Source organism: Streptococcus catagoni, from assembly GCF_011421425.1.
GTDB lineage: Bacteria > Bacillota > Bacilli > Lactobacillales > Streptococcaceae > Streptococcus > Streptococcus catagoni.
In genome coordinates, this window is sequence record NZ_WPCW01000003.1 from 237,952 (window position 1) to 264,777 (window position 26,826).

General features: G+C 36.0%; 28 protein-coding genes, 2 tRNA genes, 1 rRNA gene and 1 pseudogene. 6 read left to right on the forward strand and 26 right to left on the reverse strand.

All coding sequences use genetic code 11. The annotated features are described in order from the left end of the window. Window positions 1-26: 26 nt before the first annotated feature. Complete coding sequence (locus tag HBN42_RS07300) at window positions 27-584, reverse strand: LemA family protein (RefSeq protein ID WP_165994409.1); 558 nt, start codon at window positions 582-584, stop codon at window positions 27-29. A 148-nt stretch (window positions 585-732) separates the two neighbouring features. On the opposite strand from HBN42_RS07300, the gene rsmG reads away from it, so the two are divergent. From rsmG to ktrA, 3 genes are all read left to right on the forward strand, one after another. Then, the gene (rsmG, locus tag HBN42_RS07305; RefSeq protein WP_165994410.1) at window positions 733-1,446 is read left to right on the forward strand and encodes a 16S rRNA (guanine(527)-N(7))-methyltransferase RsmG; all 714 of its coding nucleotides are present in this window, start codon (window positions 733-735) and stop codon (window positions 1,444-1,446) included. Window positions 1,447-1,535: 89 nt separating this feature from the next. After that, a complete protein-coding gene (ktrB, locus tag HBN42_RS07310; RefSeq protein WP_165994411.1) occupies window positions 1,536-2,912 on the forward strand; it encodes a potassium uptake transporter channel subunit KtrB in 1,377 nt (458 codons plus the stop codon). Window positions 2,913-2,921: 9 nt separating this feature from the next. Continuing rightward, on the forward strand, window positions 2,922-3,596 hold the full coding sequence (gene ktrA, locus HBN42_RS07315; RefSeq protein ID WP_165994412.1) for a potassium uptake transporter gating subunit KtrA: 675 nt from the start codon (window positions 2,922-2,924) through the stop codon (window positions 3,594-3,596). 108 nt (window positions 3,597-3,704) lie between these two features. On the opposite strand, the gene sstT is transcribed toward ktrA, so the two are convergent. Next, the gene (gene sstT, locus HBN42_RS07320; protein ID WP_165994413.1) at window positions 3,705-4,919 is read right to left on the reverse strand and encodes a serine/threonine transporter SstT; all 1,215 of its coding nucleotides are present in this window, start codon (window positions 4,917-4,919) and stop codon (window positions 3,705-3,707) included. Window positions 4,920-5,114: 195 nt separating this feature from the next. Here sstT and brnQ point away from each other — a divergent pair, with 195 nt between their 5' ends. Then, window positions 5,115-6,482 carry a branched-chain amino acid transport system II carrier protein gene (gene brnQ, locus HBN42_RS07325; RefSeq protein WP_165994414.1) on the forward strand — a complete coding sequence of 456 codons (1,368 nt, stop codon included), beginning with the start codon at window positions 5,115-5,117 and terminating at the stop codon, window positions 6,480-6,482. 22 nt (window positions 6,483-6,504) lie between these two features. Here the strand turns inward: brnQ and HBN42_RS07330 are convergent, their stop codons facing one another. The 17 genes from HBN42_RS07330 to HBN42_RS07410 all read right to left on the reverse strand — a co-directional run bounded on the left by HBN42_RS07330 (window position 6,505) and on the right by HBN42_RS07410 (window position 19,827). Then, window positions 6,505-7,197, reverse strand: a complete 693-nt coding sequence (locus HBN42_RS07330) for a methionine ABC transporter permease (protein WP_165994415.1) — start codon at window positions 7,195-7,197, stop codon at window positions 6,505-6,507. Continuing rightward, window positions 7,198-8,262 (reverse strand): methionine ABC transporter ATP-binding protein, encoded by a 1,065-nt coding sequence (locus HBN42_RS07335; protein ID WP_165994416.1) that lies wholly within the window; start codon window positions 8,260-8,262, stop codon window positions 7,198-7,200. Between the two features lie 113 nt (window positions 8,263-8,375). Beyond that, window positions 8,376-9,221: a MetQ/NlpA family ABC transporter substrate-binding protein gene (locus HBN42_RS07340; RefSeq protein ID WP_165994417.1), complete on the reverse strand. Its 846-nt coding sequence runs from the start codon at window positions 9,219-9,221 to the stop codon at window positions 8,376-8,378. 145 nt (window positions 9,222-9,366) lie between these two features. After that, complete coding sequence (locus tag HBN42_RS07345; protein ID WP_165994418.1) at window positions 9,367-10,194, reverse strand: amino acid ABC transporter substrate-binding protein; 828 nt, start codon at window positions 10,192-10,194, stop codon at window positions 9,367-9,369. A gap of 135 nt (window positions 10,195-10,329) precedes the next feature. Next, entirely contained in the window at window positions 10,330-11,046 is a 717-nt protein-coding gene (locus HBN42_RS07350; protein WP_165994419.1) for a YebC/PmpR family DNA-binding transcriptional regulator, read from the reverse strand. Between the two features lie 614 nt (window positions 11,047-11,660). After that, complete coding sequence (locus tag HBN42_RS07355; protein ID WP_165994420.1) at window positions 11,661-12,380, reverse strand: MerR family transcriptional regulator; 720 nt, start codon at window positions 12,378-12,380, stop codon at window positions 11,661-11,663. A 62-nt stretch (window positions 12,381-12,442) separates the two neighbouring features. Further along, a complete protein-coding gene (locus HBN42_RS07360; RefSeq protein ID WP_165994421.1) occupies window positions 12,443-13,543 on the reverse strand; it encodes a nucleotidyltransferase in 1,101 nt (366 codons plus the stop codon). Then, the gene (locus HBN42_RS07365; RefSeq protein WP_328804289.1) at window positions 13,540-14,088 is read right to left on the reverse strand and encodes a DJ-1/PfpI family protein; all 549 of its coding nucleotides are present in this window, start codon (window positions 14,086-14,088) and stop codon (window positions 13,540-13,542) included. Before HBN42_RS07365 ends, HBN42_RS07360 begins: the two co-directional genes overlap by 4 nt. 110 nt (window positions 14,089-14,198) lie before the next feature. After that, window positions 14,199-14,939 (reverse strand): class I SAM-dependent DNA methyltransferase, encoded by a 741-nt coding sequence (locus HBN42_RS07370; RefSeq protein ID WP_165994422.1) that lies wholly within the window; start codon window positions 14,937-14,939, stop codon window positions 14,199-14,201. 60 nt (window positions 14,940-14,999) lie between these two features. Next, complete coding sequence (gene rsfS / locus HBN42_RS07375) at window positions 15,000-15,353, reverse strand: ribosome silencing factor (RefSeq protein ID WP_165994423.1); 354 nt, start codon at window positions 15,351-15,353, stop codon at window positions 15,000-15,002. Beyond that, window positions 15,353-15,877, reverse strand: a complete 525-nt coding sequence (locus HBN42_RS07380; RefSeq protein ID WP_165994424.1) for a cysteine hydrolase family protein — start codon at window positions 15,875-15,877, stop codon at window positions 15,353-15,355. Before HBN42_RS07380 ends, rsfS begins: the two co-directional genes overlap by 1 nt. A gap of 2 nt (window positions 15,878-15,879) precedes the next feature. After that, the gene (yqeK, locus tag HBN42_RS07385; RefSeq protein WP_165994425.1) at window positions 15,880-16,470 is read right to left on the reverse strand and encodes a bis(5'-nucleosyl)-tetraphosphatase (symmetrical) YqeK; all 591 of its coding nucleotides are present in this window, start codon (window positions 16,468-16,470) and stop codon (window positions 15,880-15,882) included. After that, a complete protein-coding gene (locus HBN42_RS07390) occupies window positions 16,467-17,099 on the reverse strand; it encodes a nicotinate-nucleotide adenylyltransferase (RefSeq protein ID WP_165994426.1) in 633 nt (210 codons plus the stop codon). Before HBN42_RS07390 ends, yqeK begins: the two co-directional genes overlap by 4 nt. Before the next feature lie 113 nt (window positions 17,100-17,212). After that, on the reverse strand, window positions 17,213-17,521 hold the full coding sequence (gene yhbY, locus HBN42_RS07395; RefSeq protein ID WP_165994427.1) for a ribosome assembly RNA-binding protein YhbY: 309 nt from the start codon (window positions 17,519-17,521) through the stop codon (window positions 17,213-17,215). 71 nt (window positions 17,522-17,592) lie between these two features. After that, entirely contained in the window at window positions 17,593-18,711 is a 1,119-nt protein-coding gene (gene yqeH / locus HBN42_RS07400) for a ribosome biogenesis GTPase YqeH (RefSeq protein ID WP_165994428.1), read from the reverse strand. Then, window positions 18,711-19,238, reverse strand: coding sequence for a YqeG family HAD IIIA-type phosphatase (locus HBN42_RS07405; protein ID WP_165994429.1), 528 nt, complete (start codon window positions 19,236-19,238; stop codon window positions 18,711-18,713). The genes yqeH and HBN42_RS07405 overlap by 1 nt, the downstream gene beginning before the upstream one ends. Before the next feature lie 118 nt (window positions 19,239-19,356). Beyond that, window positions 19,357-19,827: a sigma-70 family RNA polymerase sigma factor gene (locus HBN42_RS07410; RefSeq protein WP_165994430.1), complete on the reverse strand. Its 471-nt coding sequence runs from the start codon at window positions 19,825-19,827 to the stop codon at window positions 19,357-19,359. 623 nt (window positions 19,828-20,450) lie between these two features. Here HBN42_RS07410 and HBN42_RS07415 point away from each other — a divergent pair. Continuing rightward, window positions 20,451-20,621, forward strand: a pseudogene (locus HBN42_RS07415) (transposase); the annotation flags it as partial. 102 nt (window positions 20,622-20,723) lie between these two features. On the opposite strand, the gene HBN42_RS07420 reads toward HBN42_RS07415, so the two are convergent. The 4 genes from HBN42_RS07420 to udp all read right to left on the reverse strand — a co-directional run bounded on the left by HBN42_RS07420 (window position 20,724) and on the right by udp (window position 25,243). After that, window positions 20,724-22,427 (reverse strand): phospho-sugar mutase, encoded by a 1,704-nt coding sequence (locus tag HBN42_RS07420; RefSeq protein WP_165994431.1) that lies wholly within the window; start codon window positions 22,425-22,427, stop codon window positions 20,724-20,726. Between the two features lie 78 nt (window positions 22,428-22,505). Beyond that, window positions 22,506-23,177: a deoxyribose-phosphate aldolase gene (gene deoC, locus HBN42_RS07425; RefSeq protein WP_165994432.1), complete on the reverse strand. Its 672-nt coding sequence runs from the start codon at window positions 23,175-23,177 to the stop codon at window positions 22,506-22,508. A 55-nt stretch (window positions 23,178-23,232) separates the two neighbouring features. Then, on the reverse strand, window positions 23,233-24,435 hold the full coding sequence (locus HBN42_RS07430) for a NupC/NupG family nucleoside CNT transporter (protein ID WP_165994433.1): 1,203 nt from the start codon (window positions 24,433-24,435) through the stop codon (window positions 23,233-23,235). Window positions 24,436-24,463: 28 nt separating this feature from the next. Then, window positions 24,464-25,243, reverse strand: a complete 780-nt coding sequence (gene udp, locus HBN42_RS07435; protein WP_165994434.1) for a uridine phosphorylase — start codon at window positions 25,241-25,243, stop codon at window positions 24,464-24,466. A 275-nt stretch (window positions 25,244-25,518) separates the two neighbouring features. Between udp and HBN42_RS07440 the strand changes: the two genes are divergently transcribed. Beyond that, window positions 25,519-26,274 (forward strand): GntR family transcriptional regulator, encoded by a 756-nt coding sequence (locus HBN42_RS07440; protein WP_165994435.1) that lies wholly within the window; start codon window positions 25,519-25,521, stop codon window positions 26,272-26,274. Between the two features lie 183 nt (window positions 26,275-26,457). Here the strand turns inward: HBN42_RS07440 and HBN42_RS07445 are convergent. From HBN42_RS07445 to rrf, 3 genes are all read right to left on the reverse strand, one after another. Then, window positions 26,458-26,531, reverse strand: a tRNA-Arg gene (locus HBN42_RS07445). 89 nt (window positions 26,532-26,620) lie between these two features. Beyond that, window positions 26,621-26,694, reverse strand: a tRNA-Asn gene (locus tag HBN42_RS07450). Window positions 26,695-26,699: 5 nt separating this feature from the next. Continuing rightward, a 5S ribosomal RNA gene (rrf, locus tag HBN42_RS07455) occupies window positions 26,700-26,815 on the reverse strand. Window positions 26,816-26,826 lie beyond the last annotated feature (11 nt).

Genomic DNA, 26,826 nt, shown 5'->3' on the forward strand with positions numbered 1-26,826 from the left:
GACCTCCGTGGTTCAGATATAATTACTTAAAAGTTGAAATCAACTTTAGGCACAGCCTTTTCATCTTCTGGTGTTTGAAGAAATTCACTTGCTTTGAAGCCAAATAAAGTGGCAACAATATTGCTTGGAAATGTCTCTAACTTAGTATTGTAGTTAGCTGTAGTTGTATTAAAGAGTTGACGTGAATAAGAAATCTTATTTTCTGTATTAGTCAATTCATCCTGAAGCTTTAAGAAATTACTATTGGCTTTTAGTTCAGGATAATTCTCAGCAACTGCAATCAGACTGGCCATTTGCTTACTCAATTCATTAGAAGCTTCCATGGTCGCAGCTGGTGTCACAGCATGAACCACTTGGGAACGTAGCTCTGCAATTTTTTCAAAGGTTTTTTCCTCATAGCTGGCATAACCTTTGACTGTTTCAATTAAATTGGGAATTAAATCATTACGACGCTTTAATTGAACATCTATTTGACTCCATGCCTCTTTAGTGTGCATACGACTTCTAACAAGACCATTATAACTAGTCATTAACCATAAAGCTAAGAGGACTATGACAATTAAAATAACTACAAATAGGGACATCTGACTTCTCCTTTAACCTTTTGTTTTAATTATAGCAATTTTTACAGTATAAGCAAATCTCAACAGTTATTTAAATCAACTTTTACAGACATGTTTTTATTATCCTTTTTATGTTAAAATATAGAAAAATCAAAAGTTGAGGAAAGAGATGACACCGGAAGAATTTTACCTAGCCCTAGAAAAGTCAAAAATCAGATTAACTAACAAACAAAAAAAACAATTTGAAAGGTATTTTGACCTTCTTATTGAATGGAATGAAAAAATTAACCTGACTGCTATCACTGATAAAAATGAGGTCTATCTCAAACACTTTTATGATTCTATTGCACCGCTTTTACAAGGCTATATTCCTAATGAAAAATTAGCACTGCTAGATATTGGTGCTGGGGCAGGCTTCCCAAGTATTCCTATGAAAATTATCTTCCCCTACTTACAGGTTACCATCATTGATTCACTTAGAAAGAGAATTACATTTTTAAATCTGCTTGCTGAAGAACTTGAACTTGAAGGCCTTGCTTTTTACCATGGTCGTGCTGAAGACTTCGGACATGATAAGCATTTCCGGGCACAGTTTGATATTGTCACAGCAAGGGCAGTGGCTAGGCTGCAAGTCTTAGCAGAATTGACCATTCCCTTCTTAAAAAACAAGGGTAAGGTGATCGCCCTTAAATCTCAAGCCATCGAGCAAGAAATTGAAGAGGCTAGTAAGGCTCTTGCCCTACTATTTTCTCAGGTTATTGAAAATCACCACTATCATTTGCCAAATGGAGATGAGCGTTTTATCACAATCGTTGAAAAGAAAAAAGAGACCCCAAATAAATATCCAAGAAAGGCTGGTCTTCCTAACAAAAAACCTTTATAATAAATGATACAGAAAATGAGAAAGCTATGTTTACTTAGCTTTTTTTTATGATATTTGTTAACATAGAATGAACTAATGATGGAGGAAATATGAAACATTCTTTTCTAAGATCTTGGTCTGTGACTCGGCAATTAACATTAAGCTTTGCTATTGTTATTTTTATAGGAAGTATTTTACTTTCTATGCCCTTCTCACATTACCAAAATGGTCCAGATACTGTTTATTTTGATCATCTTTTTAATGTTGTTTCAATGGTGTGTGTTACTGGCTTGTCCGTAATCCCTATCTCAGAAGCATATAATGGCTTTGGCCAGACTATTGCCATTATCTTAATGCAAATCGGGGGACTAGGCTTGGTTACTTTAATTGCTATTAGTACCTACGCCCTGAGAAGAAAAATCAACCTTGCAGGACATACCCTGCTGCAATCAGCATTGAACAGAGATAACAGTACCAATCTTAAAGACTATCTCTTTTTTGCCTATAAAGTCACCTTTGTCTTGGAATTTATAGCCTTCTTTTTGATCGCCACAGATTTTGTTCCTAGATTTGGTATCAAACATGGACTTTTTAACAGTCTGTTCTTGGCTGTCTCTGCTTTTTGTAATGCTGGTTTTGACAATTTGGGTTCTAACAGCTTGAAAAATTTTATTGTAAACCCGACCATTAATTTTGCTATTTCCTTTCTCATCATCGCCGGAGGAATCGGCTTTGCCGTCTGGAATGATATCGTAGACAACATTAGGCGCTATTTCATAGACAAACCTAGAGCTCATGGTCTGCTTTTTAGAAAGTTTTCCAATCAAACCCGCTTGGTGCTTCAGACAACTGGTATTATTTTACTATTAGGTACTCTGATTACTTGGTTTATTGAAAAAGATAATCCCAAAACCATCGCTAACTATAATATCTTCCATCAATTTATGATCAGTTTTTTCCAAACGGTCACTATGCGTACTGCTGGTTTTGCTACCATTTCATATAATGATACCCTTGCTCCAACTAATTTCCTTTATATGATTCAAATGATTATCGGCGGAGCTCCTGGAGGAACTGCTGGTGGTGTCAAAGTAACCACTGCAGCCATTATATTCCTCTTATTTAAATCTGAATTATCTGGTCAATCAGAGGTAACCTTTCACCACCGCATTATTGCCAGCAAGACAATCAAGCAAACAATGTCTGTTATGATCTTCTTCTTTACTGTTTTATTTACAGGTTATATCCTCCTTCTAGGAGTTGAACCTAACTTAGATCCACTTGCCTTACTCTTTGAAGCTATTTCTGCTATTGATACAGTTGGTGTCAGCATGGATTTAACCCCACAACTTTCCAGTGCTGGACGTTTTATTATCATGTTGTTAATGTTCATTGGTCGGGTGGGTCCTGTAACCTTCCTTCTCAGTTTGATAGAAAAAAAAGAAAAAACAATTCACTACGCTACTACAAATATTTTAGTCGGATAAGGAGTTATCATGTTAAAAAGAAAAACCGTTGGTGTTTTAGGTCTAGGAATTTTCGGCCGTACTGTTGCAAGACAGCTCAGTCAATTTGACCAAGACGTCATTGCTATAGACTACAGAGAAAATCATGTCAATGAAATTGGTGATCTTGTTTCAAAAGCAGCCGTTGGCGACATGACTGATAGAGATTTTCTACTGGCAGTTGGTATTGACCAATGTGATACTGTAGTCATTGCAACTGGTAATAACTTAGAATCATCAGTTCTGGCTATTATGCATTGTAAAAAATTGGGAGTTCCCATTATTATTGCCAAGGCTAAAAACAAAATTCATGAGGAAGTGCTTTATGGTATTGGGGCTACCAATGTTATCTCACCAGAAAGAGATTCTGGAAAAAGAGTGGCTTCAAATATTCTCAAACATCACATTGAAAGTATCATTTACCTTGAACATGGGATCTCAATGATTAATTTTCGAATTCCAAAAACTTGGGAAGGTAAAACCTTGTCAGAATTAGATGTCCGTCAAAAATATGAATTAAACATTATCGGAACTCGTCAAGAGAAGGAAAACAGCCTTAATCCTAATGTTAACCCCTTTGAACCTTTACCAGCTGAAACAATCATCGTAGCTATTGCCAATGACCATACCTTTGAAAAATTTGACTATCTAGGTTATTTAAAATAAACAGAATTAGTCAAAATAAGAAAAACCGCTTTAAATCAAGTTCTTCTGAAGATGATTTAAAGCGGTTTTTTAGATAGTCACTTATAAAAAAGTTAAGGATAGGAACTCTTAAACTTTTTTTCTTAGCCAAAAAGCGTCTTGGGCTATTGCTGTAAAATAAACATCTGTAGAAGAGTTTAAGGCTGTCTCACAGGAGTCTTGGATAACTCCAACTATAAAACCAATCCCAACAACTTGCATGGCTAAGTCGTTAGATATGCCAAACAAGCTACAAGCCAAAGGTACTAATAAGAGTGAGCCTCCTGCAACACCAGAAGCTCCGCAAGCTGAAATAGCAGACACTAGACTAAGAAGCAAGGCTGTCCAAAAGTCTACACTAATGCCAAAGGTGTTGGCAGCGGCCAAGGTTAACATATTAATAGTTATGGCAGCACCTGACATGTTTATTGTCGAACCCAGTGGGATAGAAACCAAGTAGGTTTCTTCTGCCAGCCCTAGTTTTTGACAAAGTTTGAGATTAACTGGGATATTTGCTGCTGAGCTCCTAGTAAAGAAGGCTGTTAAACCAGATTCCTTTAAGCAGGTTAAAACCAGTGGATAGGGATTCTTGTGCATGACAAGCCAACCGATCAAGGGATTCACAAGGAGTGCCACTATCCCCATAGTCGATACTAAGACAATAATCAATAGAGCATAATCTGATAAAACACTGATTCCCTTGCTAGAGATGGTCTGATAAACCAAACCCATGATTCCAAATGGCGCTAGGTTGATAATCCAAATAACAACTTGCGAGGTAATGCTAGAAACAGTTTTGATAAATGTTTTTATTTCTTGAGAAGATCTTTGAATAGCTAGTCCAAAAATAATAGCCCAGAATAAAATACCCAAATAATTTGCTGAAGATAGGGCGTGGACAGGATTATCTACTAATTTCAGCAATAGGTTGTTAAAGACCTGTCCTATTCCTTGAGGAGGTTTAATATCACTTGCTTTAACAGCACTAAGCTTCAAACTTATAGGGAAGATAAAGTTAATCAGCACTGCAATCAAGGCAGAGCTAAAAGTCGCAAAAAGATACAAGGCTATGATCAAGGAAAGATTTGTTTTTTGACCTTTAACCTTGTGTGAAATAGCCTGAGCAACTAAGAAGAAAACCAAAAGTGGTGCAATGGCTTTAAGTGCTCCTACAAATAATTCTCCTAGAAGGCTAATAAAGCTTGCACCAGGAAAACAGAGTCCTAAAGTGATACCAAGTGCTAAGCCGATGATAATCTTTTTGATAAGTGGAGTTCTCACCCACATGATTTTTATTTTTGTCATTTTGCTATCCTTTAAAAAACGAAGTGAATTTAATCATAATATAATTAATTAGATCCGTCAATTGTCTTTTTTGAATAATAATTCTTTATTGACGACCTTGAAAAACTTCGTTATAATATCATTTGTTCTGTTTGTAAATTTCTCGATTAAAAATACAGAATATTCATTAAATACAGAAATGGAAATCCCCCCACAATGCAAAGTAAAACGAACTATCTTGTCATTGGTTTTATGTTATTTGCCCTCTTTTTTGGAGCAGCAAATCTTATTTATCCAGCCTATATCGGTGTTTACTCTGGCAAACACCTAGCATTTTCTATTTTGGGTTTTTGCCTGACAGGAGTTTCCCTGCCTTTTTTTGGTGTTCTAGCAGTATCTAAATCTGGAGCTAGTGATGTTCGTACTATCGCAAGCCCTGTATCAAAAGGCTATGCCACACTTTTTGCTGTCCTTTTATACCTATCCATTGGACCCTTCTTTGCTATTCCAAGAACCGGAGCTACTTCCTTTGCCATTGGTATTTCACCAATATTGGGGGATCAACTAGGCAGCAAATTATTATATGGACTTATTTTTTTCGGCCTTTCTTTCCTTTTAGCAGTCAAACCCAGTCGACTTGCTGAAAACATTGGAAAGTACCTAACACCAGCCCTTATTCTAGTTATTAGTATCGTCATTGTGTTTTCCTTTATCCATCCTGTTGGTGATTACGGTCAAACCCATAATGCAGGGCCAGGAATTAATAATGCCTTTAAAGACTATCCCTTTATGGCAGGTTTAATTCAAGGATATGGAACCATGGATGCCTTGGCCTCTCTTGTCTTTTCAATTATTGTCATTGATGCCAGCAAACAATTTGGCGCAAAAAATCATAAAGATATTACAAAGATGACCTTCATTTCTGGCTTGATTGCTATCAGCCTCTTGGCTCTTATTTATATTTTTATCGGTCGGATTGGCGCTACTTCTCAAAACTTATTCCCATTTTCTCAGGGCTTTTTCAGAATTCAGGGTAATCCTATAAATGGCGGTCACATCCTTAGCCATGCATCACACTTCTACCTTGGATCCCTTGGACAAGCTTCTCTGGCCATGATCATTTTTTTAGCCTGTTTAACAACTTCTACCGGATTAATTTCTTCAAGTGCCGAATTTTTTCATAACTTGCTGCCTCAATTCTCCCGTAACTTCTGGGCAGGCCTGTTCACCCTAGTTTCTGCTAGCTTTTACTTGGGTGGTCTTAATTTTATTATTAAATGGTCAGCTCCTGTACTTTATTTACTGTATCCACTGACAATTATTTTAATTATCTTAGTTTTACTACCAAGGTCTTGGGCCATTACCTCCCCTGTCTATAAAGCAACAACACTATTTACCTTTATTCCAGCCTTATATGACGCCTTGGCTACCCTGGCCTCAATGACTGGACTCTTTAAAATACCAAGCTTCATAAGCTACTTCTTTACAGAACTGGTACCTCTTGGAAAATTTTCAATGGGATGGATAAGCTTCGCATTAATCGGATTTTTAATTGGTTTCATCTTACAAAGACTAAAAAAATAAGCTAAAGTTAAACTAGCTTATTTTATTTATGACTAAAATGTCTGCTTAAACGGTCTCCAATAAATTGGATTGTAAAAATCAATAATAAGATAAGTAGGGTGGCTACCCAGGTCACATCATTGTTGAAACGATTGTAACCGTAAGAAATAGCTAAATTACCAAGTCCACCAGCACCAATAGCTCCAGCCATAGCTGTCTCACCCACAAGAGAAATGAGGGTTAGGGTTGAAAGACGGATTAATTCTGGCAAACTTTCACTTAAATAAAGCTTTACTAAATCTAAAAAAGTAGCTCCTGAAGCTTGTGCCGCTTCGATGATTCCCTTGTCTAGATCAGAAAAAACAACCTGTACTTGTCTGGCAAAGAATGGAAATGTAGCAAAGGTCAAAGGCACTAAGGCTGCTCTTGCTCCCAGCACTGTCCCCATGATCAGGTAGGTTAAACTAGCTAGAATGGCAATTAAAATAACAAAGGGGATGGCCCGAAAAATAGAGGTAAACTTATCTAAAATCCAGCAGATGATCTTATTTTCAATAATGCCTCCAGGCCCCATTAAAACAAGCATCAACCCTAAGAATAGACCAATTAATCCCCCCACAATAAAAGGAATAATTGTCATATAAAGAGTATTCCAGATAGCCAAGCCCCAGCCTGCATCCCCAGACCAGCCGATTTCATAAACATTGGGTAAATAATTTTGCAAAAAGTGTGACATTTAAGCTCCCTTCTTCAATAACTTGATTTCAACACCCGCTTTTTCTAGGGCTTCTTCTGCTAAGCGGAGATTTTCTTCTTGACCTGTAAGAACAGCAATCATCTCGCCAACTGGTATCTGATCAAGTATTTCAATATTGCCATATAAAATATTGGCTGTTACTTCATACTGACGGTAAATATGATTTAAAATAGGTTCATCTGTGGAAGTCCCTGCATAGTTGAGTTGGACCAATCTAGAGTTTTTAGCCAGAGAGATGACAATACCCTGCTGATAAATTTTTTCTAAGGCTTCATCAATACCAGTTGATCTGACAATAAACTCTTTTGTCAAAGCTTGCTTTGGATTGGTAAAAATGTTCAATAGAGAACCTTCTTCAATTAGGTTCCCATTTTGCATGACAGCTACACGGTTACAGATATCTTTGACGATTTGCATTTCGTGTGTGATCATAACAATTGTTAACCCCAGTTTACGGTTAAGCTCTTGTAATAAGGACAAAATTTGCTTGGTCGTTTTAGGATCTAAGGCCGATGTAGCCTCATCAGATATTAATATCTTAGGATTATTGGCCAAGGCACGCGCAATAGCCACACGTTGTTTTTGACCACCTGATAATTGTGCAGGGTAGTTGTCTGCGCGCTCTGATAAACCAACTAATTCTAAGAGTTCTCCAACCTTCTTGTCAATTTCAGCCTTTGACAGGCCTGAATGTTTCAAAGCGAAGGCTATATTTTCCTTGGCTGTTTTTTGAGCCATTAAATTAAAGTGTTGGAAGATCATTCCAATATCACGTCTTTTTTCACGGAGCTCCTTAGGACTTAAGACTACCTTTCCTTTATCAAAGGTAAGTTCTTCATCTATTGTGATTTTCCCAGAACTTGGCTTTTGTAATAAATTAATAACTCGTACCAAGGTTGATTTTCCTGCTCCAGAATAACCAACTATTCCATAAATATCTCCTTTATTAATGGTTAATGAAACATCTTTTACAGCTTCAATTTTTTTATTTCCTTGTTCAAAAGTAATGCCAATATGTTCTAATTGAATAATAGCTTCTTTCATTCCTTTTTATAACCTTCCTTTTTATCACTTCTTAGCTTGCAAGTTTATATCAGTAAGAGCGCATACCTTGCAAAGAGAAATGACTTGCTTTTTAACACAAGTCATTGATCTCCTTACCATACAGTGATATCAACTCCATCTGATGTTTTATTAATAACATCTTTTACCTGGTCGGTCTGATAAGCCCTGATTAATTTTTTGATAGCTGCTGCTTTTTTAGATTTTTTCCAATCTTTTTTAGCAACAAGAATATTGATCCATTGTTTGGTATTCTTATCAACTGCTTCCTTATAAAGTGACGTTTTATAGTCTATTTTTGCTGGTACTGCATAACTATTGTTTACGACTGCAGCATCAACTGAGTTTAGAGAACGTGCTGTCTGCCCAGCATCCAATTCTTTAATATCAAGTTTTGCCTTGTTTTCTGAGATATTAGCAATAGTTGCCAATTTATCTCCTTTGACATTTAATTTAATAAGTCCAGCAGATTCAAGCAAATAGAGCGCTCGACTTTCATTAGTAGCATCATTTGGTACCGCAATTGGTGCACCCTTAGGTAGATCCGCTAACTTCTTATATTTTGCCTTGCCCTTTTGGTTTATCCCTGAAAATAAATGCACTGGGCTAATATAGGTATCTGCTAAAGCAACCAATTCTCCCTGATTTTCTTTGTTCCAATTATTGAGGAAATTGTAATGCTGGAAAGCATTGAGATCAACTTCACCATTGGCTGTAGCCTGATTGGGCTGTGAATAGTCTGTAAACTCTTTAAATTTTAAGTGAATATCTTCTTTCTTTAAAAGTTCTTGAATCTTGTCCCATCTTGCTTGGTCTGATTTGGTCTTAGCCATCAAACCTATGGTCAAGGTGTTTTTACTATCTTCTTTAGGAGCACAAGCTACTAAAGAAAAGGAAGCTATTGCTAGAGTCAAAAATCCTAATACTTTCTTATATGCCATTTACCCAACCTCATTTCTTTTATGTTCTTATTCTAACCTAAACTGTTATAGTTTTCAAATTGGAAATATCTAGGTTTTTATATAGTTTATAACTATATGTGTCTCGTATAAAAACTCACTTAAGAATCTTAAGTGAGTGCTTTTTTTATTGCGGTAGTTTTAAATCATTTTCTTTTGGAATATAGTCTCCACCTAAATGTTTTTTAGCCAGCTTAGCTAAGCTACCATCCTTGATCAAAGCCTTTATTCTCTTATTCACAAATTTTTGTAAATCTTTCTGATCTTGGCCAAAGATAAAGTAAATATAAGGCTGCTCCTTGCTGTTTAATGGAATGGTTTTTAAATTATCAAGTCCCTGATTTTCTATAATGGCATTAACTGTAGGGGCATCAAAAATTTTAAAGTCTGCCTTACCTTGACTAAGATTTGTTAACATTTGTGTAATATTTTCATTTGTATATTTTAACTTAACAGGATTGCTTGAATTCTTTTGGTTGAAGGCTTTTAGCTGAGCAGCTGTAGTTGTACCTTGCACAACTTGCGAAGAGTGTCCCTTAATATCATTATAAGACTTAATATCACTACCTTTAGGAACCACTAAAACAGATGGAGTTGTTCCCATAGGATAAGAGAAGAGATATTTTGAGGATCTTTCCTTGGTATAGCTAATATTATTACCAGCCATCTGGTATTTACTTGAGTCTAAACCTGTGAAGATTGAAGACCATTCTGTTTTTTTAAACTGAACCTTATAGTCATCTGAATCTTTAAAAATAGCCTTTGCGACTTCAATATCATAGCCTGTTAATTGCCCTGATTTTTCATAAGAAAATGGTGCTGTTGTGCCAACTGTTGCAAAAAGCACTCCTTCTTGTTTAGAAGTTGATTTGCTTTCCTTAGCTGATCCGCATGCAGCAAGAAGAGTTGTTGTTAAAGCTAGTCCAGCTACTGCCATAATTTTTTTGTTTGTCATGATGGGTATCTCTCCTAATTGGTAATAATTCTATTGTACCACCAAGTTTAGGAAAAATGTAATAGCAATAAGATATCATGGTGATATGAAAAACCTATCAAAAAAACAGCGCATCAAATGCACTGTTTCTATTTATTAAAAATCTGAAACATTATGATAGACTTTTTGCACATCATCATCTGATTCTAAGGCATCAACCAATTTTTCAAAGGTTTCTAGATCTTCACCTTCTAAAACAACTTCAGATTGTGGAATCATTTCAAGTTCAGTCACTTGAAACTCTTCAATCCCTGCATCACGCAACGCCTTGATGCCCTTATGTAAATCAGTAGGGGCAGTATAGACAGTAATACTTCCTTCTTCTGCTTCCACATCATCAACTTCAACATCTGCTTCTAGAAGTTGTTCAAAGATTGTATCAGCATCATCACCTGCAAATACAATAACACCTTTTTTATCAAACATGTAAGATACTGAACCTGATGCTCCCATGTTACCACCATTTTTACCATAAGCAGTACGAACATTGGCAGCTGTTCGGTTAACATTTGAGGTCAAGGTATCAACGATAATCATTGACCCATTAGGTCCAAAGCCTTCATAACGACCCTCAACGAAAGTTTCGTCAGTATTACCTTTAGCCTTGTCAATGGCTTTATCAATAACGTGTTTTGGAACCTGTGCTTGTTTGGCACGATCAATAACGAATTTTAAAGCTGAGTTTGTTTCAGGATCTGGATCTCCCTGTTTGGCAGCAACATAAATTTCTACACCAAATTTAGCATAGACCTTTGAAGTAGCACCATCTTTAGCAGTTTTCTTCGCAACTATATTTGCCCATTTACGTCCCATTGGATTCTCCTCTTGATTATTATTTTCTTATTTAAGCACTTTGAAAATAGCAGAGCTAAACATACTTTTAACTCTACCATTATAGCACTTTGAAGAGATTTGGTAAAATGGATTTTCTCCTTAAAATATTTTTTATTCTAAAAACTCTTACCACTTACTTCTAAAGCTAAGCTCAGCAGACAAATCATATTGAGCTCTTAAAAATCCTATTTAAGAAGCACTTTTCTTAGTCAGAGTAAAATATCAGCTATGCAACTTATAGTAAAGGATCTGTAATAGTGATCAAATCGTCTAAGTTCTCTGCCTTATTTATCTTTAATCTTCATGTAATCAGCTCGCCTTTATCATTTATCTTTAGAATTGATGTCTAAAGCACCAGTTAATGACAAAAGAGGGTAACTTTCTTATCAGATAAAGCTTGATATCACAAATGATTATCCTTTTATTAGTAAAAATGATACCATCTCTTACTCTTTTGTAGGCTGCTACAAAGTTCTTCCACAAGTAAGGATCTTCTGTAATATGTCATTCTGAAGTGAATGCCCACTGTAGTTTTCTTAAGTCTGCCAGCCATAAAATTCCTTACTATTTTAATGGCCTTTTATATGATCAAGCTAGCCTTTTTTGCAATAGTAGGCAATGGCCTGACTAGCAAATTCTGCTGTCCCTGGTTCACCCATCTTATCAATGTTGGCTTTAAAGCGGACATCTTCAGTATACATTTGGCCAAGACCAGCTAAAATCTCTTTTGTGCAGGTGTAAAGATGACTACTGATATAATCCTGAAGAAGCTTAACCTGATTTTGAACAGCTAGGTCTTCTACAGATTCAGACATTAACTTAGCAAAGCCCGCAAAGATAGATGCCATACCAGCCATAAGTTGCTCCTGATTAATTGAGCTGGCCCTTTGCTCATACTCTTTATAAGCAGAGCTCCTCCCCCAGGACTCCTTGGCTTCTCTTTGAAAAGCTTCTATTTCCGACTTGTCATAAACCCTATATGATGTCATATTTTCTCCTTCTTGGATAGCTCTCGCATGCCTAATGACCTCTTCAAGATGAGATTTTTTAGATTCCAGCCATCTAATCTGCTTTGCCATAGCCTGCTTTCTGTCATAAGTTGGACTATCCATTATTTCCTTAATAAGTTTTAGAGGAAACTCCAGTTCACGAAAGAGCAAAATCTCCTGTAATTTCAGTTCTGCCTCCTCATTATAATAGCGGTAGCCATTTTCAGCCACAAAAGAGGGCTTAAAGAGAGCGATCTTATCATAATAATGCAGGGTTCGAACACTAATTCCCGAAAGTTGACTCATTTCCTTTACTGTTTTCATATTTACCTCTTACAGCTAAGTATAAACTATCACCTTTGGTTAGAGTCAAACTAAATCATGAATTATTTAGATTTGTTCATTATAATCGGTATACGTCCATAGTTTTGTTCTGCCAGTTCTGGATGACCCAGTTGATAAACCTTGTCAGCTTGCTGAGTCATTGGATCCCAGGCCTGAGCTCCAATGCGACTGATGAGTTTAACAGTAGACTTAAGAGACTTCAAGTGAGCCTGCCCCTTGTCTGTAAAGCCCAAGATATGGATAGTTTCTGGCAGATTTTCTTGGCCAGCATTAACCAAAATATAGCTTAAAATCCGTCGCACACGCGCCTTTGTATAGCGCTTTGTAGCAACTTTTTCAACCAAGTCCTCCACTGTCTCTACTTGGCCAATATAACTTTTAATGCGATTAGCTATTTCCTCATTAACCTGGTAAATCTGTGTCAAATCAGAATTGGTCATAACTTGATATTTAAGCAAATCTATATAATTGTCCCAAGATACCTGCGGATTTTCTAGCAACAGATCACTATTTGGCATGAACCTATTCACAAAGTCATGATCTTCTTTATGCTGACGAAGACTGGTTGCAGAGGCATAACCAACCTCTTTTTCTTGAGAATGATAGCCCGCGCCCTGACGCTTTATCGGGTTTAAGCGGATGCCATTTTTACTAGCAGCCTTGGCATAGGCTAAGCCTAAAATATGATTGGGAGTTTGACCAGAAAATCGAATGCCTGTAAAATGTTCCCACATGATCTGTGTCTTTTGTGGATAAGATAGAGATTGCGGTTGACCTTCTAAAAAGCTAAGCATTTCTTGCTCTTTTTCCCTATAGATAGCTCCGATTTTATTGTAATCGAGAAGTTCCTCCGTCCCAAAAGTCAGATTATCCACGCCCAAACCAGCTAAGATAGCCACTGCGCCTTGAGCAAAATAATCAGCAGATTGGACTGATACCATAAATGGCAGTTCAACCACTAAATCAGCCCCATTTTCAAGAGCCATTTTTGCTCGTATCCACTTATCTACAATGGCCGGTTCGCCCCTTTGCATAAAATTGCCTGACATGACAATAATTTTAAGTCCCTGCGCCTCTTGCAAGAGATATTTATGGCCATTATGAAAAGGATTGAACTCTGCAACTATTCCAGTTATTGTCATTCATTCTCCTTACTAGTAATAGGATATTTTTGGGCTAGTTCTTTTAGAAAAGTCTCAAATTCCAGATCTGATAAAGTAAAGGAAATATCTTCTTCAGGTAAGTTTATCTGATCCTTAATAAAGCCCAGACGATATAAAACATTATGAGTAAAGGCCTCTATGCCTTCTTTAGTTCCAAGTGCAGTGATGAGATTCCCATCCATAAGAAAATGTTTGGGAGAGAAATTTTCTTCATCAAGCCAAGGAAAATAAGTGAAAAGATTGCTATAAATTCCAGCTGTAAATCTATAATGGGTCAATAAGCCTGCTTTAGCTAAAATTAAGGGGGAGGACGAGATAGAAGCAATGATACACTTCTTACTATCAATAGACGACAGAGCCTTGATTAAAGTTTGATCAAAAACACTAGCGAAAGGATCCATACTACCAGTTAATAGTAGGACATCATAAGCTGATAGATCAACTTCAGTAATAGCAAAATCCGGCAGAACCGTAAAGCCATCCTCACTTTTGATAAATGTTTTTTTACTAGCAAGAATATCCACTTTTGACCATAATGAGGAGCCAATTTAGCTGTTAGTGGAGAGATTTCATAGAGTGAGAATTCAGGATAGATTATTAAGGCAATTTTCATCCGACTAGCTACTTTCTTCTCTTATTTTTGAGCTACAAAAAACCAGCGCTTACTTTTTTCTTCGGGGGCTTTATCTTCAAAATCGGCGTAAAGCTTGAAGGATTTAAAACCTGCTTGTTCTAACAATATATCATAGGTTAATATCTCATAGGTTCTTTCTTCATGAATCTCGTCATGTCGAGTGAAGCGTCCATCAGACTCCTGGATAAAAAAAGTCAACTCGTGAACAACTGAATGGGGCGCCTCATCTTCATAACTATCCCAAACCATGGCAAAATCATCAGCATTTTCATGATAAGAGTAGCCTGGAAAGAAAACATCCGTTTGATAGGTTGAATGGACATCAAAAATAAAGACTCCACCTGCATTTAAACGATTATAAACCTCTTTAAAAACGTCACCAACTTCAACCTCATCTCGCATATAACAGATGGAATCTGAATAACAAGTCACAAAATCATAATGACCTAGCTGTGATAAATCAAGCATATCTCCTTGCAAAAAGTCGATCTTTTTTTGAGCAACTGCAGCACGTTTTTGGGCGATAGTCAGCATCTCCTCGCTTAAGTCAAGCCCTGTAACATCAAAGCCTGCTTGCGCAAATCGAACAGATTGGATACCTGTCCCACAAGCTAATTCCAACAAGTTTTTGCGATTTTTATCCTTAGGAAGATGACGAAGAGAAAAATCAGTCCACAAATCATATAAAGTTTGGTCCATCACCGCATCATAAACCCTAGCAAATGTTTCATAAGTTGTCATTTGTCAAAACTCCTTTATTATCAAAAAACAGCCTAAAGGAGACTGCTTTTTCTTGCTTTATTAGGCTAAGAATGAGGTAATATCTACACTTGGTGCTTCGTGCCATAGTTTTTCGATATTGTAATGGAAACGTTGATCCTCAGAAAAAATATGCACAACCATATCACCAAGATCTAGCAATACCCAACCAGTAGCACTATCGCCTTCCATATGGCTGGTACTACCATTAAAGGCTTTGACCTTTTCACGGATATTCTCAGCTATTGCTTCTAATTGACGACTGTTTGTAGAGCTAACAATAACAAAATAATCTGTTAAACTTGTTAGTCCTTCTAAATCAAGTGCCAAAATATCTTCAGCACGCTTTTCATCGGCTGCTTTAACAACAATTTCTAAAAGTTCTTCTTTTTTCATTAATTTCCGTATTCTTTCTTTTTTAAGATTTCTTTTAAGGATAATAACTGTGCAAACCGTCCTTGCCAAATAGCCTCATAATGAGTTATTAGCGTCTGAGCTGACAACAATGGATTATCAAAAGTTGAGCTGAGCCCCTTAGGAACAATGACCTGATAATCCAAATCAAAAGCCGATTTAATAGTGGCATCAATGCAATATTCTACTTGCATGCCAACAATAATTAATTGCCCTATCTCTTGTGACTTAAGATAATCCTGCAAATCCGTATTTTTAAAGGCACTATTATAGGCCTTATCAATAATCTTCTCACCAGTTAATGGTTCTAGTTGTGGTGTAATTTCCCAATCTCTACTATTTATCGGCATGTCCTGATCATGATGCCTGACAAAAATAATTGGCTGACCAGATTGTCGAAAGTCATCTACCAGCTGCTGAACACCAGTCATCATTTGAGACAGATGGTGAGGGTTACTCTCAAGCAGCTGATTCTGCATGTCTACAAGCAATAAGCCAGTTTTCATATTTAATCCCTCATAAAATGGCAATAGGTATTATAAGTTTCAAGTGTTTGTGGATAAATAGCTACTGCTTTTGAAGCTAAGAATGTCAAAGTATTGACTGTCTCAAAAGCGACTGCTTTATCCAGACTTTGCTGAGCTATTTCCCGTGCTTCCCTTACTAAAGGAAAATCACGACCTTCTTCAATATAATCTGCAACATATAAAATTTTATCGAGCAGAGACATCTGAGCCGAACCCACAGTATGAATTTCAATAGCTCTCAAAATCTCCTTATCTTTTAGACCAAAATCCTCTTGAATCTTGTAAATGCCTACCTTACCATGCCAAACATTATTATTCCAGTTAAGTAAGTCACTATCTAAATGATACTTTTGGATCAATTGGAAAAAGGTTTCATCTGAGCACTCTTTAGCATAGTCATGTAAAAGAGCTGCCAAACTAGCCTTTTCTAGGTTAGCCTGATTTGCTTTGGCAAGAGCAATAGCTGCTTTTTCAACGCCTAAAACATGATTAAAGCGCTTTGGACTCATATTCTTTGAAACTTTATCGAGTAATTCCTCACGACTGTAAGGAATATAAGCCTGATAATTCATCTATAAAGACCTTCTTTATTAATATAATCTAAAACTGCTTTTGGCAGGAGATAATTTGGTTGACGCCCCTTTTTGATGTAATTACGAATCATACTTGATGAAATATCCATCAAAGGAACATCAACCCAAATAATAGGATAAGAAGTTCCTACCTTATACTTAGGTCTTTGAACACCAACAAATTGTACCAGCTTGACAAGCTCATCAATGCGGTGCCACTTTGGCAAATAATCAACCATATCTGCCCCAATAATGAAGTAATAATCTACCTCTGGATTCTTTTTAGTTAATAACTTCATTGTTTCATAGGTATAGGATACTCCTTGCCGCTCTATTTCAAGTGTTTCAACAGCAAGACCATCAACACCTGCTATGGCCTTATTGACCATCTCAAGTCTATGTTTTTCATCAATGGTATGTTTAACATCACTATGAGGGGGCTTATATTCAGGCATTAACAAAACATGATCTAAACCTAACTGTTGTCGAACTTGATCAGCTACTACCAGATGGGCATTATGAATAGGGTTAAAATTACCACCTAAAATTCCTATTTGTTTACGATTTGTCTTTTTTTCTTTAGTTTTTAATTCTACCTTTGTAAAAGGTGTTACCAATTCTAACGCCATTGTTTCTCCAAGTTTGTTTATACACTTTTTTCTTTATGTGATAGCAGAGCTAGCCAAGTCATTTCCTATAAAACTGTGTATAAGTCTTTTAAATCTTAACTTTATCCAAAGACTTATATCATTTTTACTTTTGGTGAGAGTTTCTGATTTTCTTTTTTTGCTGAGACTTTATAAAGAATCAATACTCTACCAATCTTTAAGACCGTATCGCAGCCAATTTCGTCTTCTAAGGTTTGTGCGACGTCATTTATATCTTCATCAGTATTTTGTAAAAGTGTTACTTTAATTAATTCTCTTGCATCAAGTGCATTTCGAACACTTGTTTTTATGTGATTGTTTAAACCATTTTTCCCAATTTGAACAATTGGTTTTAAGCTATGAGCTTCTGATTTTAAAAATGCTCTTTGTTTACTTGTTAACATGTCTTGATCCTTTAAATTACCTTTGATTGCTTAATAGCAGTTTGCTTTTTTACCCTTGTTTAATAAGGTCGTTAAATAATTGCCTTACGGATTAAAACGGAAACACCCTCTGGTGCCCAACCAGCAACTTTTACCCTTTGGTTTTTACTACCCTTAATACGAATCCATCCTAATCCAGAAAAAACCAAGTCCATCTTATCATCTATGACAAATTCATATGAAACAAGTTCTGGAAAGTCTGCCTTATCCTTCATATTTGGAGGCATCAACAAAGATCCCAAATGTTTGTCATAGAAGGCTCCGGCTCCCTCTAATTTAGTACGATGCAATAAAAGATTATTATCAAAAAAGGCAGTAATTCCCTGTTTGGGACCTTCAATATAATCAAATCTTCCTAGGCCAGCTAAAAAGAGTGTTTGCTCAGGATTTAACTGGTAAGTTTTTGGTTTGATTTCTTTTTTAGGACTGACATATTTTAAATCTTTATCTGATAAATAGTGAGCCATTTGATGGCGATGGATAATACCAGGTGTATCATAGATATAAGTTCCGTCATCCAAGGGGATTTCAATTTTATCTAAGGTTGTACCTGGAAAACGAGAGGTCGTAATGACATTTTTATTGCCACTGAGTTCCTGGATAATAGCATTGATTAAAGTTGATTTTCCAACATTTGTCACACCTACGACATAGACGTCACGTCCACGTCGTAAATTCTCTATTTTATCAATAAGCTCCTTGATAGCAAAATGATTTTGTGCACTAGTTAAAATAATATCTAAGGGTCTAAGACCTTCTTCGTGAGCACGTTCTGTTAACCATTGGGTCACTTTACCATCTTTTACAGATTTTGGAAGAATATCCTTTTTGTTTCCTACTAAGAGTAAATCATTTCCAGAAACAAAACGTGATAATCCTGGTATGACTGAACCATTAAAATCAAAAATGTCAATCACATTAACGACTAAGGCATCACTATCTCCCACCTCATGTAATAGCTTTATGAAATCATCATCAGTCATATGGACATCAGTAATTTCATTATAATGACGCAATCTAAAGCAGCGTTGGCAGTATAACTCACCCGTTTCTAAGCCCTTTTTTAAGGCAGCTGAAGGGGTATAACCAGCCTTTTCTTTATCTGTCGTTTGGATTTGCACCCCACAACCTATACAAAATATTTCTTCCATCAAATTCCTTTTTGGTAAGTCATTTTACCATACTTTTTTTCTAATTTTGAAAAAACACGACGTTCTCTCAAGCGATTTATTTTAGTGTTCCAAGCATCAGACTTGACGATCGGTTTGACAAGTACTGACTTAATCCCCGAACGATGACTTGCTCTAATATCAGTCATTAGCTGATCTCCAACCATAATAACTTCATCATAATTAAAGCCATAACGTTTTATAGCAATTTCTATACCTCTAGAGAAAGGTTTCATAGCTCTGCTGATAAAATCTACTCCAAATTTTGAGACTGCTCGCTCAACTCTTCGATGGTTATTATTTGAAACCACAACCACAGTAATATCAGCCATAGTCATTTCATCCAACCAAGCTCTAACCTCAGGTGTTCCATCTGGGTTATTCCAAGCTATTAGGGTATTATCTAAATCTACTAAAACTGCTGTTATGCCATGTCTAAGTAAATCGTCTGCTTTTAAATCAGATACTGCTTCGACCATATAAGTCGGCCTGTAATCATCTATACTCATTTCTTCTCCAAAATTGTTAGTAGTCATATTATAACATAATGGCCGCTAAAAGTAAGTAAAACAGGACAAAATGGTAAGACGCCACCTCCTGACAAAGGTCAATAAAGACGCATGACCACTAAAAATCAATAAAGTAGGGTTTGATCTTGCGTAATAAGGCCTTTCTTCCTACAAATTGCTCTCCCCGCATTAATTTGCTCAATTGCTCTCTTTCTACTTCATCCAAAAAATGGGATACTTCCTTTATTACTGAATGGTAAGCAATATAGTCATCTACAAATAAGCCTTCTCCAGCTATTCTGTGCCCTACTTCACTGATTTCTATATAGGGCATTTTGTTAAATTTACGCTTTTTACTTTCTTGATACCTTAGAATATCTTTTAAATGAGAGGAAAATTTTGTTTTGAAATAAGAATAAAGCCTCTTATGATCACTTATTATTTCAGGTTGATCCGTTAGTAGTCGATAAAGAATTAAACGTCCTTCTTGTAACCAATCATCAGATTCCCAAAGTTGAATATAGTAGCTCCTTTTAAATTTTAGTATAATTGGCTTAATTTTTTGAAAAATGTGCTCAAATTTTTCCATTACAAATCTCCATTTCTTGAAAATGTAATGAAATTATAAGTTAGGTTGGCACAAAAAGAACATGACACCCATGTCATGTCAGATTAAAAAGTCCCAAATACAAAATTTTTCTTCTATTTTTTATTTCTTTTATTGTCAGGAAAAATCCTTAGAAACACCTATACATAAGGGGGTCCATTAGGATAAATGATCAGTTTTTAAGGCCTTAGTAGCCATCTATCTTCCTAGATGACATATGTGTCATGTTCACTTAGTATGAGATCATTTATACGGTAATGGATGAATCTGTTATGGGTCATTTATAAAAAAATGTTTAACCAAATAAAAAGTGCTCTATAATTTCTGTAGTGGGTAACTCTACTTTGGAAGTTATAGGGCTTTTTGTGACTACAAAAAAAGTCCCATATGACTTATAATGAAAAGCGACTAAACAACTCATTAGAAAGCATCATATGGAACATATCAATCATAACAAATTTTTACTTCAAATAAAAGACCAGAATATCAGTATTACTGACATTAAAGATAAGAAGACCCATTTTGATATCCTAGCTAAGCTTGATTATAAGGCGCCAAACTGCCCTTGTTGCCGGGGGACAAATGACCAAGTACGACTTTCAAAAGCCCTTGAACAACCCTATTCTAATGCCAAACTAGAAGCTACTAACAACCTTATTAAAGTCATAAAGCGCAATGCTTTTGGCTTTAGAAGTTTTAAAAATTTTAAAACCAGATTACTCATCGCTTTAAACATACAAAAAGAGAGAACAAAAATTGTTCTCTCCAGATGTTAGGTTTTGTCTACCCACTTCACTTGACAAAGAGCCAGAAAAAGTAGCCATTTTAAATAGCTACTTTTTAATCCCATATTTTAATATCATTTGCACTTGATCTTATCATAAGAGTTCTTCTCTCACTGCTTGAATCTTACTTTGACAGGCATTTTCAATAGCATCTAACTTGCTAAGACTGTCATCCATAGTCTTTCCTACTGTATAGATATAGCATTTCAATTTTGGTTCTGTTCCTGATGGTCTTAGGGCATACCATGAACCATCATCAAGGTAATATTTCAAACAGTTTTGTTTTGGTAAGTCTAAATAGCCCTGACTATAGTCAACTATCTTTTCTAAATGAAGTTCTTCTATTTTTTCTAGAGGGTGCTTTCTAAAACTTTCCATAATATTTTGGATTTGTTTTTGTCCTTCAAGCCCTTCTAATTCAAGTGAAAATTGTCTTTCTTTAAAATAACCAAATTCATCATAGAGATCTTCTAGAACATCTAGTAAAGATTGGTTCCTTATCTTATAATAGGCTGCCATTTCGGCTGCTAACATTGAAGCGCTGACTCCGTCTTTATCTCTGACAAAAGTGCCATAACAAAAACCAATACTTTCTTCATAGCCAAAAACATATTGTTTGTCGGCTGAGCCTTCATAAGCATTTGCCTTCCCACAAATATTCTTAAAGCCAGTCAAGGTCTCAACTGTTTCAACGCCATACTTTTTAGCAATGGTTTTTGCAAAATCTCCTGTCACAATTGATTTAACAAGGACAGGATGGGAAGGTAGATCATTTTTCGCAAACCTTTGTGAGAAAATGTAATAAGATAAAAGAGCACCAATTTGATTACCATTTATAAAAACGTATTCCCCGTGCTTATCCTTAACTTCTAGGGCTAAGCGATCGGAATCTGGATCTGTAGCAATTAAGATATCAGCATTCTTTTCTTTACCTAGTCTTTCTGCATAAGCAAAAGTACTTGCAAATTCTGGGTTAGGATAACCAACAGTTGTAAATTCAGGATCTGGAAATTCCTGGTCTGGAACAACAAAAACATTTGAAAATCCTCTTCTCTGGAAGATTTCACGAACAGGTAAGTTACCTACGCCATTTAGTGGTGTATAAACAATGTTTAAGCTTTTATCAATATCATCGTTAATGGCTAAGGCTAAGACTTCCTTCTTGTAGGCTTCTTCAACAGAATCCTCTATGTAGTGCACCAATTGACTCTGAAGAGCCTCTTCGAAAGTCATTGTTTTCACATCTTCAAAGGCATCAAGCTTTTCCATGTGATTGGCTATTTTATCCGCAATATCATCAAGTATTTGTGAACCTTCTTGCCAATAAACTTTATAACCATTATATATTTTCGGATTATGGCTTGCAGTAACCATGACACCTGCTAAAGCATGGAGATGACGAACAGCATAGGAACACATAGGTGTAGGTCGTATTCCCTTGTATATATAGGAAACAATACCATTCTTAGCTAAAATGGAACAAGTTAGCTGAGCAAAAACCTTAGATTGATATCTAATGTCATAACAGACAACAACTCCACGTTCCATAGCAGGCTTACCCTGATCAATAATTGTGTTAGCCAAGGCTTGGGCTGCTTTTCCAACTGTATAAATATTCATACAGTTGGTACCAGCACCAAGTTTTCCTCTTAACCCTGCTGTTCCAAATTTTAAACCGGTATAAAAACGTTCCTTAATTTCGTCTTCATTATTTTCAATAGCAGCTAGTTCAACTTTAATATCTTCATCAATATCAGTTTTATTTAGCCATTTCTGATAGACTTCTTTATAGTTCATTTTAATTACTCTTTTCTAATTTGCATTCTTTTTGAGATGAAATTTGACAAGATAAGTTTGTTAAGGGAAAAGCTTGTATCAGTAAGTTTCCGTACCTTTATCTTCTTGCTTAAGAACTTTAATGATACGACTTGTACCTAAGCGTGATGCCCCTAGACTAATAAATTTTTCAGCATCCTCTATTGAAGTTATTCCGCCAGCTGCTTTGATTTGTACATCTGTACCAATATGTTTTGTCATTATTTCCACATCTTTAAAGGAAGCTCCTCTTTTTGCAAATCCTGTAGATGTTTTGATAAAGTCGGCTCCAGCCTTAGTTACAATATCGCACAGTCTGACTAATTCCTCATCAGTTAAAAGTGCGGTTTCCACAATAACTTTAAGAATATAACCCTGACAAGCTTCTCTCACCTGAATAATTTCTTCTTCAATTTTTTTAAAGTTGCCATTTTTTACATCAGTGAGATTAATGACCATGTCAATTTCCTCAGCTCCATTTGCTAAGGCATCTTTGGTTTCAAAGACCTTACTTGCACTTGTATTGTAGCCATTTGGAAATCCAATTACAGTACAAATAGTCAATTTACCTGCTACATATTGAGAAGCTTCTTTAACATAAGAAGGGGGAATACAAGCTGATGCAGTCTTGAAAAACATAGCATCATCTAGCGTTTCTTTTATTTCTGTCCAGGTAGCTGTCGTACTTAATAAAGTATGATCAACCTTACTTAATATCTCTTTTATTTCCATTACTACTTTTCTCTTTCTTAAAATAACGTTATCCCTTGATTTTAAACAATCTTATTTAAAATAAGGTTACAATTCCTACTACCATAGCACTTAAGATACTTACAGCAACACCTCCTAACATTGCACGGAAGACTAAGCGTGCTAAGACACTTCTTTTTTCTGGACAAAGCACTGCAATTCCTGAAATACAAATCCCTAAACTAGATAAATTGGCAAAGCCACAGAGTGAGATTGTCATAACAAGTGCTGTTCGGTAATCTAAGGACTTAATTATTTGTCCTAAATGTTGGAAAGCAACAAACTCATTTAAAACAAGTTTGTTTCCTAACAAATTACCTTCGAGGAGTATTTCTTTACCATCAAGACCCATGAAAAAGCCAAAGGGTGCAAAAATGTATGAAAAAATTTGTTCTAATTTAATCCCAAAAACACTTAGCAAAAGGTTAGCTAAACTGACTAAACCTACAAAGGCTATCAAACTAGCACCAATGGAGAAAGCCATTTGTGCTCCTGTCCCCGCACCTTCTGCTATAGCATCAATGACATTTGCATTATTTCCTTTGTTATCCATTTTGACTTCATCAATTTCTTGAATTTCTTCAGTTTGAGGATATAAGGTTTTAGCCACTAAAATACTACCAATAGGTACAAGTGTTGATGCTATCAAAAGATATTCCATTGGTATTCCCAGGGCAATATAACCACCTAAAATAGAAACAGACATACTACCCATTCCTGAAACTAGAACGACCATTATTTCACTGTCTGTCATTTGCTTTAAATACTTACTGACCAATATGGGGCTATCTGTTTGTCCTAAAAACATGTTGGCAACAGCAACGAAGCTTTCAACTTCAGAAGATTTCATCAACTTGCCCACACCTTTACCAATCCACTTAACGACAAAGCCAAGTATTCCCACGTAATAAAGTAAACTAACTAATGCTGAAAGAAAAACAATATTACCCAGTGTCTGTATAGCAAAAATAAATCCTGTGTGTGCTCCGCTATCAGCCAGGGACCCAAATACAAAACTAAGACCAGACTGGCCACAATTTATGACCCGGGTCACTCCGTCTGACACAGCACTAACAATTTTTTGTCCAAGAGGAATTCTAACCAAAATCAAGGCAATAATGAATTGAACCAGTAAAGCTTTGGCAATCAGTTTAGGAGAGATCGCTTTTCGATTAAAAGAAATAACATATAAGATTGCAATTACCAAGACTATACCAAGTAAACTATATAAAAATTGCATTTAAAACTCCTACTCTACTAACATTGTCTTACTGTTTGTTATCCACTTTAATTAATGATCTAATGGCTTCAATAGCAACAGAAATTGCAGATTCTGTATCGTGGAACATAGGATTGTCAAGTCCTAGGGCATCACGTTCTTGATTACCTACTACAAGGAAATCTGAACCACAACGAACACCTAGGTGACTAGCAGCAACAAATAGTGCAGCAGATTCCATTTCAGAAGCTTTTGTTCCTAAACGTTTCCAAGCTTCCCATTTATTAAGGAGTTCATAACTAACAGGCATACGTGCTGGTTCATGTTGTCCATAAAAAGCATCTTTACATTGTACAACACCTGCATGACTTGTATACCCTAATTTTTTGGCAGCGCCAACAAGAGCATTGGTCACCTCTAAATCAGCTACCGCAGGAAATTCAATAGGGGCGTATTCTTTACTGGTTCCTTCCATACGAATGGCACCAGTCGCTATCACAATATCTCCTCCTTTGACATCCACATCAATTCCGCCACAAGTTCCAACCCGGATGAACGTATCTGCACCACACTGAACCAACTCTTCCAAAGCAATTGATGCAGATGGACCACCAATACCAGTTGAAGTTACGCTCACTTTAACCCCATCCAAAGTTCCAGTATAAGTCACATACTCGCGACTGTCTGCTACAAGAACTGGATTATCAAAATGCTGTGCTATTTTTTCACAACGTTTAGGATCTCCGGGCATAATCACGTATTTACCTACGTCACCTGGACGAATTTGTAAATGATACTGTAATCCGACTTCACCTGAATAATTTTGCATTGTAGTTCCTCCTTTAGAACTTGTCTATTATTTTTACATTTGTATAATATCATACAAGATAAAACTTGTAAACGCTTTTCCAAAAATTCATTGAAAATATTTTTAACAGTTTTTCAGTCTATTTTAGCTTAAGTTCAGTCTATAACAAACCAAATTCTATCATTTTATGGTAAAATAAAGGTAGACATTTGGTAGGACAAACCGATAAGTTCTGATAGAATTTTGAGTCTACTGTCAAATTTTAAGTACAACTAGTTACAATATGAGGTAAAATCGTGAATCAGTACGAAGTATCCAAAAAACTTAAGAAGTTAAAACATGTACAAGTATATAACAAAATTTATCAGCTCATTCAAGATGGTGTATATAGTCCAGGTATGCAATTGCCTTCTGAACCAGAGCTAGCAGAGCAACTAAATGTCAGTAGAATGACCTTGAGAAAATCTCTAGCTTTACTACAAGAAGATCATCTTGTTAAAAACATTAGAGGAAAAGGCAACTTTGTTCGCAAACTCTCAAATACCTGTCATGAGAAAGGATTGGAGACACTCCAGCATCCTATTAAAGCTTGTCTGAACAACCCGAATACTTATGAGACTGAACTTGAATTTCGTATTGAAGTTCCAACTGAAGCTATAAAAGATACCCTAAAGCAAGAGACGCCAATTGTTGTTGTTACTGATCGTTGGTATCACCAAAATGACTCTGTCATTGCTTATTCATTATCTTTCATCCCCTCAGAAGTCCTTTCAGATTATTCAATTAATCTAGCGAATGCTGAGGATTTAACTAAATTCCTAGAAGAAACCATCTATCAAAATAATAATTCTTGCTGCGCACAAAATGAACTTTGCTTTACTAAGACTGGTAACTTTGCGGCTTCAAAATACATCCTTTCAGAAAACAATGCCTTTGTGCTCATCCAAGAAACGATCTTCAAAGACTATAAAGTTTTGGTAGTCAGTAAACATTATATTCCTGTCGAATATTTCGAACTCTGCATTTTTTCCAAAAGAGATGATTTAAAATAAATAACTCTTTAAAATATCTAAAACAAAAAGATTTTCTACTGAGAAAGTCTTTATAAAATAACTCTTAATACGATCTTAGCATTAAAAAAACGAACAACTACTACCTTTTGATTAGCAAAAAGTATAGATTGTTCGCTTTTTTATTTAAGCTCAGTCTTTGTTTCATATTCTCTTTAGATCATATGCACCCTAGAGGAGTCGAACCTCTAACCGCCTGATTCGTAGTCAGGTACTCTATCCAGTTGAGCTAAGGGTGCTACTAAAATATCTAAAATTATCTTACATCTTTTTAGGGAAAAAGGCAAGATAGTTAATAAAAAAAGATAGGCAAGCCTATCTCAATTTACTCCGCCAGTAGGACTCGAACCTACGACATCATGATTAACAGTCATGCGCTACTACCAACTGAGCTATGGCGGATCAATGCTAAGCAACTTCCCTATCTAACAGGGGGCAACCCCCAACTACTTCAGGCGTTCTAGGGCTTAACTGCTGTGTTCGGCATGGGTACAGGTGTATCTCCTAGGCTATCGTCACTTAACTCTCTAAATG

What these genes read in the sequence shown, in the direction of transcription:
- HBN42_RS07300 (WP_165994409.1), bottom strand. Translation starts at nt 584, where the DNA reads ATGTCCCTATTTGTAGTTATTTTAATTGTCATAGTCCTCTTAGCTTTA.
- rsmG (WP_165994410.1), top strand. Translation starts at nt 733, where the DNA reads ATGACACCGGAAGAATTTTACCTAGCCCTAGAAAAGTCAAAAATCAGA.
- ktrB (WP_165994411.1), top strand. Translation starts at nt 1,536, where the DNA reads ATGAAACATTCTTTTCTAAGATCTTGGTCTGTGACTCGGCAATTAACA.
- ktrA (WP_165994412.1), top strand. Translation starts at nt 2,922, where the DNA reads ATGTTAAAAAGAAAAACCGTTGGTGTTTTAGGTCTAGGAATTTTCGGC.
- sstT (WP_165994413.1), bottom strand. Translation starts at nt 4,919, where the DNA reads ATGACAAAAATAAAAATCATGTGGGTGAGAACTCCACTTATCAAAAAG.
- brnQ (WP_165994414.1), top strand. Translation starts at nt 5,115, where the DNA reads ATGCAAAGTAAAACGAACTATCTTGTCATTGGTTTTATGTTATTTGCC.
- HBN42_RS07330 (WP_165994415.1), bottom strand. Translation starts at nt 7,197, where the DNA reads ATGTCACACTTTTTGCAAAATTATTTACCCAATGTTTATGAAATCGGC.
- HBN42_RS07335 (WP_165994416.1), bottom strand. Translation starts at nt 8,262, where the DNA reads ATGAAAGAAGCTATTATTCAATTAGAACATATTGGCATTACTTTTGAA.
- HBN42_RS07340 (WP_165994417.1), bottom strand. Translation starts at nt 9,221, where the DNA reads ATGGCATATAAGAAAGTATTAGGATTTTTGACTCTAGCAATAGCTTCC.
- HBN42_RS07345 (WP_165994418.1), bottom strand. Translation starts at nt 10,194, where the DNA reads ATGACAAACAAAAAAATTATGGCAGTAGCTGGACTAGCTTTAACAACA.
- HBN42_RS07350 (WP_165994419.1), bottom strand. Translation starts at nt 11,046, where the DNA reads ATGGGACGTAAATGGGCAAATATAGTTGCGAAGAAAACTGCTAAAGAT.
- HBN42_RS07355 (WP_165994420.1), bottom strand. Translation starts at nt 12,380, where the DNA reads ATGAAAACAGTAAAGGAAATGAGTCAACTTTCGGGAATTAGTGTTCGA.
- HBN42_RS07360 (WP_165994421.1), bottom strand. Translation starts at nt 13,543, where the DNA reads ATGACAATAACTGGAATAGTTGCAGAGTTCAATCCTTTTCATAATGGC.
- HBN42_RS07370 (WP_165994422.1), bottom strand. Translation starts at nt 14,939, where the DNA reads ATGACAACTTATGAAACATTTGCTAGGGTTTATGATGCGGTGATGGAC.
- rsfS (WP_165994423.1), bottom strand. Translation starts at nt 15,353, where the DNA reads ATGAAAAAAGAAGAACTTTTAGAAATTGTTGTTAAAGCAGCCGATGAA.
- HBN42_RS07380 (WP_165994424.1), bottom strand. Translation starts at nt 15,877, where the DNA reads ATGAAAACTGGCTTATTGCTTGTAGACATGCAGAATCAGCTGCTTGAG.
- yqeK (WP_165994425.1), bottom strand. Translation starts at nt 16,470, where the DNA reads ATGAATTATCAGGCTTATATTCCTTACAGTCGTGAGGAATTACTCGAT.
- HBN42_RS07390 (WP_165994426.1), bottom strand. Translation starts at nt 17,099, where the DNA reads ATGGCGTTAGAATTGGTAACACCTTTTACAAAGGTAGAATTAAAAACT.
- yhbY (WP_165994427.1), bottom strand. Translation starts at nt 17,521, where the DNA reads ATGTTAACAAGTAAACAAAGAGCATTTTTAAAATCAGAAGCTCATAGC.
- yqeH (WP_165994428.1), bottom strand. Translation starts at nt 18,711, where the DNA reads ATGGAAGAAATATTTTGTATAGGTTGTGGGGTGCAAATCCAAACGACA.
- HBN42_RS07405 (WP_165994429.1), bottom strand. Translation starts at nt 19,238, where the DNA reads ATGAGTATAGATGATTACAGGCCGACTTATATGGTCGAAGCAGTATCT.
- HBN42_RS07410 (WP_165994430.1), bottom strand. Translation starts at nt 19,827, where the DNA reads ATGGAAAAATTTGAGCACATTTTTCAAAAAATTAAGCCAATTATACTA.
- HBN42_RS07420 (WP_165994431.1), bottom strand. Translation starts at nt 22,427, where the DNA reads ATGAACTATAAAGAAGTCTATCAGAAATGGCTAAATAAAACTGATATT.
- deoC (WP_165994432.1), bottom strand. Translation starts at nt 23,177, where the DNA reads ATGGAAATAAAAGAGATATTAAGTAAGGTTGATCATACTTTATTAAGT.
- HBN42_RS07430 (WP_165994433.1), bottom strand. Translation starts at nt 24,435, where the DNA reads ATGCAATTTTTATATAGTTTACTTGGTATAGTCTTGGTAATTGCAATC.
- udp (WP_165994434.1), bottom strand. Translation starts at nt 25,243, where the DNA reads ATGCAAAATTATTCAGGTGAAGTCGGATTACAGTATCATTTACAAATT.